This window comes from Mesorhizobium sp. B2-3-5, from assembly GCF_006442395.1.
Taxonomy (GTDB): domain Bacteria; phylum Pseudomonadota; class Alphaproteobacteria; order Rhizobiales; family Rhizobiaceae; genus Mesorhizobium.
In genome coordinates this window covers 210,831-222,517 of the sequence record NZ_VFVX01000006.1, presented here as the reverse complement: position 1 = coordinate 222,517, position 11,687 = coordinate 210,831, and the positions used below count along the sequence as shown (strand labels likewise).

Below are 11,687 nucleotides of genomic sequence, written 5' to 3'. Positions count from 1 at the left end.
GGGTGAGGCAGATTGGTGGAGGTTAACGGCTAGTTACTTTAGAAGATACTTTAATAGACGCACGTCACGTTAAGAAGAACTTGAGTAGCCGGTCTATTGCCCAGATCTCAAGCTAACCTTCCTCAACCGCGCCTGCATTGGCGTTACATGCCGGTATTTCTTCATCACGGTGGTGAAATGGCTCTGGCTTGAGAAACCGCTCAAATGGGCGATGTCCGCGATCGACATGCGGCTGTCGGCAAGGAGTTTTTCCGCGAAGTCCAGCCGAAGGTCGAGGACATATTGATGCGGCGGCATTCCGAACGTCCTGGAGAAAGCCCGCACGAAATGATAGGGTGAAAGCCCGCAGACGGCGGCCATTTCGGCAAGCGCCAGCTTGCGCGAAAAGTTCTCGTCCAGGAATTCCTGCGCCTTGCGTACGCTGCGGACGGAAAGCCCGCCTTTCACATTGAGCAGCGGCTGCCGCGTCGCATCTGTCCCGGAAACCCGTCCCGGGGACTCATCATCGCGCCGCATTTTTTCGGCCTCCTGACAGCGCCCCTGATGACAGCCAACCTCAGGACGATCCCTCGGTTCCCCGGAAAAACAATTCGTGATTGATGAGACCTGACCGTTATCGCCAGCGAGATTCGTTGGGCAGTTCCAATCAGATGGCGACACAGAGCAAGACCACGGTTTCGGCGGATGGTATTTCAAGAAATTGCGGCGTTGAGAAAATAGAAGCCGGCCGGCTGGTACTCGGCGCCGCCGGGGACAGCATCATCCACAGGCAGGACTGCGCCAGGGTACAAGGCATACCGAATGACTTCTCCCGCCGAGCATGGGTGCATTCGCGACGGGCGTATTTTGGAAAACCCCGGATTCTTTGTAGGAAAATCCGATCCTTGAACGCTGAACGGCGGCTGTCGCTGCTTTGCCACGCCGCAGCGCCTGGACGCATAAAAATCGAGCCCGATTTTCGGGGCGACACGCCGGAGCCGTCACAGGGAGAATGCATTGCTGTTTCCGTCAAAACAAAGAGCTGTCATTTTCTTGCGGAGGCATATCCGGCAGGAGTTCTTCCCCTGTACTTCTTCATCGTCGCGGCCAGGTGGCTTTGATCTGAAAACCCTGCCACGAAGGCGATCTGGGCAATCGAAAGCTTGCCATCGGCAAGCAGCTTTTCCGCGAAATCCAGGCGCAGATTGACCAGATAGCGATGCGGCGGCATTCCAAACGTCTTGGCGAACGCCACGATAAAATGGTTCGGCGAAACGCCCGCGACCGAGGCGAGTTCGGCCACCATTATTTTTCGCGCGAAACCTTCATTGAGGTACTCCCGCACGCGTCGGGCGCCATCGGGCGAGAGACCGCCCCTGGGCGGCGCGGACTGCTTGCCGCGGCCGGTGTAGGTGCGCAGCAGATGAACGCCGAACACCGTGATCAACGAGTCCAGATAAAGCTCATTGGGAGATGCGTTCCCCGTCAGCTCGGCGGTGACCTTTTGGGCGATGGTGAGCGCCCACAGGTCGACCGTGCCGAAGGTTGGCGGTTCGAGCTCGACATTGGCGGCATCGAATTCATGGCCGGCCAGTTCCGAGAGCGCTGCGGGCGAAATGGATATAACGGCATTTTCCCTGGTCGCCGACCACGCAAGGGTGCTGTCCACCCCTGCGGGGTTGATGACCATGCAGCCGGTAGGCGCATCGTATTCCTTGACCCTGTCGCTGCCGAGCGATGCTCGCAACTTGCGCACCGGCGCCAGGACGATCCCTGCGGAATGCTCCTTGGCCAGGAATTTTTGTGATCCAGGGGCGCGGATGGAATATACCACGCTCCCTTGCCTTGTGGCCCTTCTGGGACCCGCGTTTTCAGGAATTATATCCAGGACGTCTCGGGCCGCCCGCTTTCGACCGGCCTCCCGGGAAAAGCCGCCTTCCCGCGCCTCCTCCGCATTTTTCATTTGCGTCGCCTCAGCCGCCTGCCGTCGCTCGAAAATCCCCCTAGGCCCACCCGGAAGACAGCCTAACGCACGTGCCTGGGCTAGGGAAGAACTTCCACGCGCAAAGAAAAATTTTTATTCGAGAAAAGAAAGAAAAAATGACCGGCAATGAAGTCGGCGAACGTTCTATTTGACGGGTTGGCCGTCTTCGCCATGCAACAGTTTCGGGCATCAAACCTGGTGCCCGATTCCGCGTTTTCGCATTGTTTAGCATTTCCTGACGTAGCGGCCTGGTGCGGCCCTCTCCAGGTCCACAGCTTGGCTTGCCACCGGGATCAACGACAGGCAATGACACGCCATGAGGCCAGCAACTTGGCGGCGCGGTGCTACAGATCACCGCGCCGTTTCTCGTACAGATCCCACGCGAGTTCCACAAAAGCCAGAAGGACATCGTCCTGGCTCCAGCCGGCCGCGACCGCGGCCTGGACGATTTCTCGAATCAGAGGCAGCAACTGGGCTTGGCATTCCACCGATATGTCGAGAGCGTCGTCCCCCACAGGCGGTCCGTCGAAATTGAACTGCACCATTCGGTGCCCCCTCGCCTCAATGAAAATGTTATCTCGTTAATTTCGTTCCCTCTGATATACGCTAGATGTGGTATCAAAGTACAGGAAGCCCGGAGGATCGAAGCAGCACAGAACGGTGCCGAATCAAGTCGGCCCTATGCTTGACCTGACGGAGTTCTATCGGAGCTTGATCCGCTCAATCTGTCTCAGGAAACGGAATTCTTCGGCTGGGCCGCCGTCAACGGTTGAAGCTGTCGCGACGCGTCGCCACTGCTAACATGGCCCGCTGGCCGGCAGCTGGTGCCACGCCGCGACCGCCATCCGGCAGATATCCAGGCATGAGCGCCAGCATTGCCTTCTGCGACCACCCGCTGGATAGTCCGCAAAATGTTCGAGACCCTGGCGACTCACTGGCCCCGAATCCTGGCGATCATCTCGGTGATCATGGCGACCGTCGGCATTGCCCATGCCGTCATGACCAAGGAGGACGTTCGTGCCGCCACCGGCTGGGTCGGCGTCATGTTGCTGTCGCCGATCATCGGTGTGCTGATCTATGCCGTGGCCGGCATAAACCGCATCCGCCGCGCCTCGATCAGCGCGCAGCGGCCACTTGCCGGTGACGCCTCCGTTCGCGACGCCGCCGTCGAGGAGTTGATCGGCAAGCGATATGGCCAGCGCTTCACCGGCCTGAAGACGTTGGGCGACCGGGTGGCACGGCGCGCGCTCACCTCGGGCAATACGATCACCCTGCTTAGAACCGGCGACGAGGCCTATGCGGCGATGTGTCTGGCCATCGACAGGGCCAGGCACAGCATCCTTCTGGAAACCTATATCTTCGACAATGACGCCGTCGGCCTGCTCTTCGTCGAATCGCTGGCACAAGCCGTGAAGCGCGGCGTCACCGTCCGCGTCCTGATCGATGCCGTCGGCGCCCGTTATTCCGTGCCCAGCATCCTTGGCCATCTGCGCCGCGCCAACATCACCGCCGATCTCTTCAACGGCAACATCGTCATGGGCCTGCGCCTGCCCTACGCCAATCTGAGGACGCACAGGAAGATCCTGGTCATCGACGGCGCGATCGCCTTTACCGGCGGCATGAACATACGCAAGGGATTCTCGGCCGAGTTCGCCGGCCTTGCCAGCGCCAGGGACACGCATTTCCAGGTCAGCGGGCCTGTAGTGACCGACCTGTTCTCGGTCGCTGCCGAAGATTGGCGTTTCGCCGGCAATGAGAGGCTGAAGGGCGATGCCTGGCGGATCACACCATTTTCGTCCACCGCCGGCCAGTCGATGATGGTGCGCGCGGTCGCCTCGGGGCCCGATGCAAGCAATGAAACCAACCACAAATTGCTGATCGGCGCCTTCTCCATCGCCCGCAAGTCGATCCGCATCATGTCGCCCTATTTCCTGCCGGACCGCGAGCTGATCAGCGCGCTGATCACCGCTGCCAGGCGCGGCGTCGAGATCGACATCGTGGTGCCGGCGAAGAACAATCTCTTCCTCGTCGACCGCGCCATGACCGCGCAATTCGACCAGATGCTCAAGAATTATTGCCGGATCTGGCGTACCGCAGGCCCCTTCGATCACTCCAAGCTGCTTTCAATCGACGGGCTGTGGGCCTATGTCGGGTCGTCCAACCTGGACGCCCGCTCGTTGCGGCTGAATTTCGAGATCGATCTCGAGGTTCTCGATGCCGGCTTTGCCGAGGAGATCGAGGCTCGCATTGAAGCAGCGATCGAAACGGCCACACCTGTGACGCTGGAAGCGTTGCGGGCCCGCCCGTTCATCATCCGCCTCTTCGATCGTATATTGTGGCTCGGTTCACCCTATCTTTAACAAAACGACGTGTTTGGCGGATAGCGTGCACCCATGGAACATCGGCCGGAAGACTCTATTTGAGGTGCATGGTGAGAAAAGCAGGGACAGGCATGCCATGCGGATGAACGGGCGCAGCCTGCCGGCGAGCATGCTTTTGTCCATCCGTGACCGGCGGATGCGCAAGGCCAATGCCGCGTCGCCAAAAAAGGCCGGCGCCACCGGGACGCTGGTCGCTTCCTACAACGTCCACAAATGCATCGGCGTCGACCGCAGGTTCGACCCTGACCGCACCAGCCGTGTCATTCGCGAAATCGATCCCGACGTCATTGCGCTGCAGGAGGCGGACAACCGTTTCGGCGACCGTGACGGACTCCTCGACCTGCCCCACCTCGAACGGGAAACAGGCCTGGTGCCGGTGCCGATCGCAGCCAATGGCAAAGGCCATGGCTGGCATGGCAATGTCCTGCTTTTCAAGAAGGGCGTCGTGCGCGACGTGCATCAGATCAGGCTTCCGGGCCTGGAGCCGCGCGGCGCGGTGGTGGCCGAGATCGATCTCGACGGAAACCGGACATTGCGCGTCATCGCCGCCCATCTCGGCCTGCTGCGCCGCTCACGCTCGCAGCAGGCTCAGGTCGTGCTGGATATCATGAACAGCCCCGACGAAACGCCGACGCTGCTGCTCGGCGACCTGAACGAATGGCGGCTCGGCAACCGCTCCGCGCTGAACACGCTGCACATGACCTTTGGACCGCTGCCGCCGGCCGTTCCCACCTTCCCGTCGAACCTGCCGCTCTTGGCGCTCGATCGCATCATGGGCAACCGGCACGGCATGATCTCGGCTGTGGAAGCGCATGACACGCCGCTTTCGCGCGTGGCTTCCGATCACCTGCCGTTGACGGCCTTTGTTCGGCTGTAAGGCCGTTGCCCCGGCCGCTCCGACCGGCTTGGCGTCCGCGGCGACCAAAAGCTTACCGATTGCTATTGGAACGCTAAGTCTTTCCACGAGTTGATATGGCTTAGAACCGCAGGAGGACGAAACATGAAAAAATTCATTTTGGCTTCCGTGCTGACTTTGGCCGCAACAGCCGCAGTCATCGCGCCGACACAAGCCGCAAGTCTGGTTATCCAATCCGACGACAACAACCAGTATTCGGATGACCAATCCGATAGTGGAATTGTCATTCGCCGCCACCATCATCGGCACTATAATCAGTATGGCGACGATCAGAACGTGCAATATGACGACTATGGCGATGGCGACTATCGCCGCTACCATCGGCGCCACCGCTGCCATATCGAAACGGTCGTGCACTGGCGCCACCATCACAAGGTGATCGAAGACGTTCGCGTCTGCGGCTGACCGTTTAGGAACTCACCTCGAAGACCCACATAAGGCCTATCCCGTATCAGTCGGGATAGGCCTTATGTGCTTGACTGGCCCTGTACGCCGCTTTTGCTATGTCTGGACACAAATGTTGAAGGCTGGAAAATAGGGAACGCAACCTCGCCATCCGAGGTGGTTCAAAGCATCGGGAGATAGCCCTGAATCTGGAAGACATAGCCGCCCATCCGGCCTTGCACCGCTACGTTCAGGAACAGTCGCAGTCCCTGATCCGAATCTATGAGGAAAGCCCCCGACTGGCTTCGATCTTTGCCACGCAGCAGCGCTGGCTGATGGGTCACGTTGGCCTTGCCATGCATTTCAGGCGCGACCCGAACGACCGCCGCAAGGAACTGACGGTATCGCGTTTCATCGAGGTCGTGCACCGCAACGCGGTGGCCAGCCGCAATACGGCCGACGCCTTCATCAAGGAGATGCTGCACTACAACATCGCCGAGTATGTGGCGGGCGGGGACGGCCGCACGCATCCGCTGCAACCGACGGCGGCCACCATTGAGAGGTTCACCGGCTGGGTGGTCGCCCATCTGCGCACGCTTGACCATATCGACGGCGGCGACCGGCTGGCCAGATACCTGGAGCGGCCCGACATGCTTGCCACGCTGCAGCCCCTGGTCGCCGACGGCCTGCTCGCTTCAAAGCCGGTGCGCGAGCCCAACCAGACCTTTTCCCTGTTCATCTGGCTCAACAATGGCGGCATTGTCATGGACTGGCTAATGTCAGGCATCGATCCCGATCATGCTGGCCTCGACCGGATTCCAACCAGCGTGGTTTCGATCGGCGACTTCGCCAAATGGCTTAAATTGTCGCGGACCCATCTCGGCCGCAAACTGCGCGTGGCCGAGGAACTCGGCAGCATTGGCTGGCTTGGTCAGCGCGGCCATTCGGTGATGTGGGTATCGCACCGGTTCTATGAGGAATACATGACCGTCCAGGCGGCCAAGCTTGCGGTCGTCGACAGCGCCTTCGAAGCCTGCTTTGGCTGATATCGGGCGTCGATCCCGAGCAGGCCGGCCTCGACCGAATCCCGACCGGCATCGCCTCGATCGGTGATTTCGCATGATGGCTGAAGCGGCACGCAAGCTGCGCGATGCCGGGGATCTCGGCAACGTTGGCTGGCTCGGCCAGCGTGGCAAAGCCGACGCTGGACAAACGTCGGCAGCTGTCCAGCGTTACAGCGGCGTGCACGCCTTCCACCTGTGTCGATTGATGCTCGCCGAGCCTGAACGACACTGACTTTGGCTAAGCCCCGGCGTTCTCAATCGATGTCGAACGAGACGCCCTGGGCAAGCGGCAGCGCCTTGGAATAGTTCACCGTGTTGGTGGCGCGCCGCATATAGGCCTTCCATGCATCGGAGCCGCTCTCACGGCCGCCGCCGGTTTCCTTTTCGCCGCCGAAAGCACCGCCGATCTCGGCTCCCGATGTCCCGATGTTGACATTGGCGATGCCGCAGTCCGAACCGTCGACGCCGAGGAAACGCTCGGATTCCTGCAGGTCGCGGGTGAAGATCGAGGACGACAGGCCGGCGCCGACCGCGTTGTGCTCATCGAGCACGGCGTCGAAATCCGAATATTTCATCACATAGAGGATCGGCGCGAAGGTCTCTTCGGTCACCGGCGAAACCTGCTTCGGCATCTCGACCAGCGCCGGATGCACATAATAGGCATCCGGATGGCCGTTCTCGACCCGCGTGCCGCCGGTCACCTTGCCGCCATGGGCGGTGGCTTCCCGCAGCGCCTTCTGCATGGCGTCGAAGGCGGCCTTGTCGATCAGCGGACCGACCAGCGACGAGGTCTCCAGCGGATTGCCGACCGAAACGCTCTGATAGGCCTTCTTCAGCCGCGGAACCAAGGCGTCGTAGACGCTGTCATGCACGAACAGGCGCCGCAGCGTCGTGCAGCGCTGCCCGGCCGTGCCCATGGCGCCAAACGCAATAGCGCGCAGCGCCATGTCGAGGTCGGCGGTCGGGCAGACGATGCCGGCATTGTTGCCGCCGAGTTCCAGCACGGCGCGCGCGAAGCGCTTGGCCAGGCGCGGCCCGACATCCCTGCCCATGCGGGTCGAGCCGGTGGCCGAAACCAGCGGCACCTTGGGATGGTCGACCAGGATTTCGCCAACTGCGCGGTCGCCGATCAGCACCGGCGCCAGCCCGTCCGGCGCGTCAGTGCCGAACCGCTTGGCCGCGCGCTTGAAGATCGCCTCGCAGGCAAGTGCGGTCAGCGGCGTCTTCTCCGACGGCTTCCACACCACCGCGTCACCGCAGACCAGGGCAAGTGCCGCATTCCACGACCACACCGCGACCGGGAAGTTGAAGGCGGAAATGACGCCGACGACGCCGAGCGGATGCCAGGTTTCCATCATGCGGTGGCCCGGACGCTCGGTGGCGATGGTCAGGCCGTACAACTGCCGGGACAGACCGACGGCGAAATCGCAGATGTCGATCATCTCCTGCACTTCGCCCAGCCCTTCGGACGGGATCTTGCCGACCTCGATCGACACCAGCCGGCCAAGCTCGGCCTTGTGCGCGCGCAATTCTTCGCCGAGCAGCCGCACCAGTTCGCCGCGTTTCGGGCCCGGCACCAGCCGCCAGGACTGGAACGCCTTGTGTGCCCCATCGATGACCTTGGCCGCGTCGGCCGGCGAGATCGTCTTCAGCGCCGCGATCTGCTCACCAGTCACCGGGCTGCGCACGATGAGGTCGCCGCCGGCAAGCGCGTCCTTGGCCACGCCCAGTTTCGCCAGCAGTTCGGCCGTTTCCTTCGCTATGGTCATATTTATTCCTTTCAGATCCATCGCTCATATGGCGTCGGCCAAGGCCTGCCGCCATGCCCTTCCCGGTGCCGTCAGGCCCAGGAGGCGCTGTCATGGCGTGCCATTACCTGTTTCAGGGGAAAATCGCCACCCCGGCATGGTCCAAGCCCAAGCTGCACGATTGAGCCAGCCAGGCGATGGTGGTCAGTTGGCCTTTTTCGCCGGCGTCCGCACGGCGCCATCCTTCATCAGCCGGTCGATATGCATGCGGATATGGGCCGCTTCCGCCGCCGTGTTGGCAAGCGCTATGGCGCGGTCGAAGGCGATACGCGCCTCCTCACCCCGGTCGAGTTGCATCAACAGCCCACCCTTGAGGCCGAAGAAGTGGAAATAACCGGAAAGCCTCGACTCCAGCGGTTCGATCATGGCAAGCGCCGCTTCAGGCCCGCGCACCTTGGAGACCGCCACCGCGCGGTTGAGCGTGATCACCGGTGACGGCTGCATCTGTTCGAGCAGGCCGTAAAGCAGGTCGATCTCCACCCAGTCGGTGTCCTCGGCCTTGTCAGCCCGGGCATGCAGGGCGGCGATGGCCGCTTGCACCTGGTAGGGGCCGGGCTTGCGATGGCGCAACGCCTTATCGACAAGGGCCAGCCCCTCGTCGATCATCTTGCGCCTCCACAGGCCGCGGTCCTGGTCCTCGAGCAGCACGATCTCGCCCTCTGCGTCGAAACGGGCCGGTGCGCGCGCGTGCTGCAGCAGAAGCAGCGCCGTCAGCCCCATGATTTCCGGCTCGGTCTGGAACAGCCTGAGCAGCAGCCGGGCCAGCCGGATCGCCTCCTCGCACAGCGGCGCACGGGCGGGTGCCTCGCCGCTGTTGGTCGAGTATCCCTCGTTGAAGATCAGGTAGACCATGGCCGCCACAGCGGCGAGCCGTTCCGAGCGCTCGACCGCGCCTGGCGTCTCGAACGGCACGCCGGCATCCGCGATGCGCGCCTTGGCACGTGTGATGCGCTGCTCCATGGCGCTTTCACCAACCAGGAAGGCGCGGGCGATCTGCCTGACGGTGAGGCCGGAGACGATGCGCAGCGCAACCGCGATCTGCTGCGTTGCAGGCAAATCAGGATGACAGCAGATGAACAGCAGCCGCAAGATGTCGTCGCGGTAATGCGCGCCGTCCAGCCGCTCGGCGATATCGCTTTCGGCATCTTCAAGATCGGAGATCTGGTCCTCTTCCGGCATCGGCGCCTGCTTGGCGCGCTTGCGCACCGCATCGATGCCGCTGTTGCGGCCGACGAAGATCAGCCAGGCCGCCGGATCGCGTGGCGGCCCGTTCTGAGGCCAGTTCTTCAGCGCCCTGAGGCACGCATCCTGGAAAGCTTCCTCCGCCGTGTCGAGATCGCGGAAATAGCGCAGCAGCGCGCCCATCGCCTGCGGGCGGGCGGCGCTGATGGCGGAGCTGATCCAGGCGAGTTCGGTCATGCGGGAATCCTGGCAGGATTGAAGATGGAGACCGGCCGGATCTCGTAGGAGCCGCCGCTCGGGTTGACCTCGGAAAGCTCGCGGGCGAACTCGACCGCCTCATCGAGGTCTGCGCATTCGAGCGTGTAGAAGCCGAGGAATTGTTCCTTGGTTTCGGCGAACGGCCCGTCGATGACGACCGATTCGCCTTTCACTTTCCTCAGCGTCGTCGCCGCTGTCGTGGGCAACAGACGCGCCACCGGACCAAGCCGTCCAGCCTGGGCGTATTTTTCCTGGACGTTGAGGAGATTGGCCATGACTTCGTCGTCCTGCGCCTTGCTCCAGGAGCTGACGACGTCTTCGGAGGCATAGCAGAGGATGGCGTAGAGCATCGTTGGTCCTTTCTGTGTCAAAGGACGAAACAGTAGGACCGATCCCGACACGGCGTCGATAAAAAAATCCCGACGCCGCTTCCGCCAGCCGCCATGAGTCAACCTTCGTGGGTTTTCAGCCATCTCAGCACGAGGGCTTCCTCGTCGTCGAGGCCATCTATCGCCCGCTTGCGCTTGTTGGCTTGCGCCATTTCGGCAAGCAGCCGCCCCTGCGACCAGGCTTCGAAAACCCGCGGATGGATATAGCATTTGCGGCAGACGGCGCGCGTGTTGCCCAGCCGCTTGGCCACCTCGTCGATGATGCTGTTCATCACCCGCTTCTGCTGAGCCTGGCTTTCGGGCAGCTCCGTTTGCGCAAACAGCGATGCGGCATGGATGGTACCGCCCCAGGTGCGGAAATGCTTCGAACTGAACGCATCGCCGGCGGCGTCCCGGATATAGCGGTTGACGTCCTCGGAGCGGACTGGGTGCCTGTTGTCCCGCTCGTCGAGATACTGGAACAGTTTCTGACCCGGCAGGTCCTGCGCGCCCCGCACGATCCTGGCGATGCGCCGATCGACCAGCTTCAGGCTCCATTCCTTGCCGGACTTGCCCTTGAAGGCGAACCGCAAGCTCGATCCCCTGATGTCGACATGGCGGTCGCGCAATGTCGTCAGGCCGAAGCTCTTGTTGTCGCGTGCATAGGCGGTATTGCCGACGCGGATCATCGTGTTGTCGAGGAGCCAGACGACCGCGGCGACGACACGCTCGAACGGCAGGCCGTGACGGCGCAGGTCGCTGTCTATCTTGCGCCGCAGGTCCGGCAGGCTTTCGGCGAAGGCAACGAGGCTCGAATATTTGGCGCTGTCGCGTTCTTGCGCCCATTGCGGATGGTAGCGGTATTGCTTGCGTCCCCGCTGATCCCTACCGGTCGCCTGGATGTGGCCATCGGCGTCGGGCGAAATCCAGACATCCGACCAGGCTGGCGGAATGACGATCGCCTCGATACGCGCCCTGGTGGTATCCGAGACCGGTCGCCCATCCGGTCCCTTGTAGGAAAATCGCTTGCCTGCCCTCAGCCGGCGGATACCGGGCTCGGCATCGCTGACATAGGTCAGCGCGGTGTGATCGGCCGAGCCTTGCGGCCGCGGCCGTGCATGATCTTCTTTCGCGGCCGATCGACCAAAATGCGTCTCTGATTTGCCCAGCATGTCCGCTCCACCGAATTGTCCGGGGATAAGCAACGGATCGGCCACCGGTTCCGAAGAGTGTCCGAAATGGTACCTTTTGGCTTCAGCCGCGAGATCGGCCATCCATCCCGCCATCATCGACATGCGGCGGCTGGTAACCGCGACCGGGTGGCATCGTTTCCAAGCGAGCGCCTGTTCGCCGGCTAAATAAT

The 11,687-nt window shown here is 62.0% G+C and carries 12 protein-coding genes; 5 read left to right on the top strand and 7 right to left on the bottom strand.

Annotated features, from left to right (window positions below):
* Positions 1-93: 93 nt before the first annotated feature.
* The 3 genes from FJ958_RS10395 to FJ958_RS10385 all read right to left on the bottom strand — a co-directional run bounded on the left by FJ958_RS10395 (position 94) and on the right by FJ958_RS10385 (position 2,508).
* Positions 94-696: an AraC family transcriptional regulator gene (locus tag FJ958_RS10395; RefSeq protein ID WP_246679570.1), complete on the bottom strand. Its 603-nt coding sequence runs from the start codon at positions 694-696 to the stop codon at positions 94-96.
* Between the two features lie 328 nt (positions 697-1,024).
* On the bottom strand, positions 1,025-1,813 hold the full coding sequence (locus FJ958_RS10390; protein WP_348642199.1) for an AraC family transcriptional regulator: 789 nt from the start codon (positions 1,811-1,813) through the stop codon (positions 1,025-1,027).
* 494 nt (positions 1,814-2,307) lie between these two features.
* Positions 2,308-2,508, bottom strand: a complete 201-nt coding sequence (locus FJ958_RS10385; protein ID WP_181176351.1) for a hypothetical protein — start codon at positions 2,506-2,508, stop codon at positions 2,308-2,310.
* 366 nt (positions 2,509-2,874) lie between these two features.
* Between FJ958_RS10385 and FJ958_RS10380 the strand changes: the two genes are divergently transcribed.
* The 5 genes from FJ958_RS10380 (at position 2,875) to FJ958_RS31565 (ending at position 6,940) form a co-directional block, all read left to right on the top strand.
* Positions 2,875-4,323 (top strand): phosphatidylserine/phosphatidylglycerophosphate/cardiolipin synthase family protein, encoded by a 1,449-nt coding sequence (locus tag FJ958_RS10380; protein ID WP_140742166.1) that lies wholly within the window; start codon positions 2,875-2,877, stop codon positions 4,321-4,323.
* Between the two features lie 97 nt (positions 4,324-4,420).
* Positions 4,421-5,221 (top strand): endonuclease/exonuclease/phosphatase family protein, encoded by an 801-nt coding sequence (locus tag FJ958_RS10375; RefSeq protein WP_140742163.1) that lies wholly within the window; start codon positions 4,421-4,423, stop codon positions 5,219-5,221.
* 123 nt (positions 5,222-5,344) lie between these two features.
* Entirely contained in the window at positions 5,345-5,665 is a 321-nt protein-coding gene (locus FJ958_RS10370; protein WP_140742161.1) for a hypothetical protein, read from the top strand.
* A gap of 176 nt (positions 5,666-5,841) precedes the next feature.
* The gene (locus tag FJ958_RS10365; protein WP_181176359.1) at positions 5,842-6,690 is read left to right on the top strand and encodes a hypothetical protein; all 849 of its coding nucleotides are present in this window, start codon (positions 5,842-5,844) and stop codon (positions 6,688-6,690) included.
* A gap of 73 nt (positions 6,691-6,763) precedes the next feature.
* Positions 6,764-6,940 carry a hypothetical protein gene (locus FJ958_RS31565; protein WP_181176360.1) on the top strand — a complete coding sequence of 59 codons (177 nt, stop codon included), beginning with the start codon at positions 6,764-6,766 and terminating at the stop codon, positions 6,938-6,940.
* Positions 6,941-6,962: 22 nt separating this feature from the next.
* On the opposite strand, the gene FJ958_RS10360 is transcribed toward FJ958_RS31565, so the two are convergent.
* The 4 genes from FJ958_RS10360 to FJ958_RS10345 all read right to left on the bottom strand — a co-directional run bounded on the left by FJ958_RS10360 (position 6,963) and on the right by FJ958_RS10345 (position 11,496).
* Positions 6,963-8,498 carry an aldehyde dehydrogenase family protein gene (locus FJ958_RS10360; protein ID WP_140742157.1) on the bottom strand — a complete coding sequence of 512 codons (1,536 nt, stop codon included), beginning with the start codon at positions 8,496-8,498 and terminating at the stop codon, positions 6,963-6,965.
* 162 nt (positions 8,499-8,660) lie between these two features.
* Positions 8,661-9,935 (bottom strand): RNA polymerase sigma factor, encoded by a 1,275-nt coding sequence (locus FJ958_RS10355; RefSeq protein ID WP_140742155.1) that lies wholly within the window; start codon positions 9,933-9,935, stop codon positions 8,661-8,663.
* Positions 9,932-10,306 (bottom strand): YciI family protein, encoded by a 375-nt coding sequence (locus FJ958_RS10350; protein ID WP_140742153.1) that lies wholly within the window; start codon positions 10,304-10,306, stop codon positions 9,932-9,934. The genes FJ958_RS10355 and FJ958_RS10350 overlap by 4 nt, the downstream gene beginning before the upstream one ends.
* A 98-nt stretch (positions 10,307-10,404) precedes the next feature.
* Entirely contained in the window at positions 10,405-11,496 is a 1,092-nt protein-coding gene (locus tag FJ958_RS10345) for a DNA topoisomerase IB (protein WP_140742151.1), read from the bottom strand.
* Between the last annotated feature and the right edge of the window lie 191 nt (positions 11,497-11,687).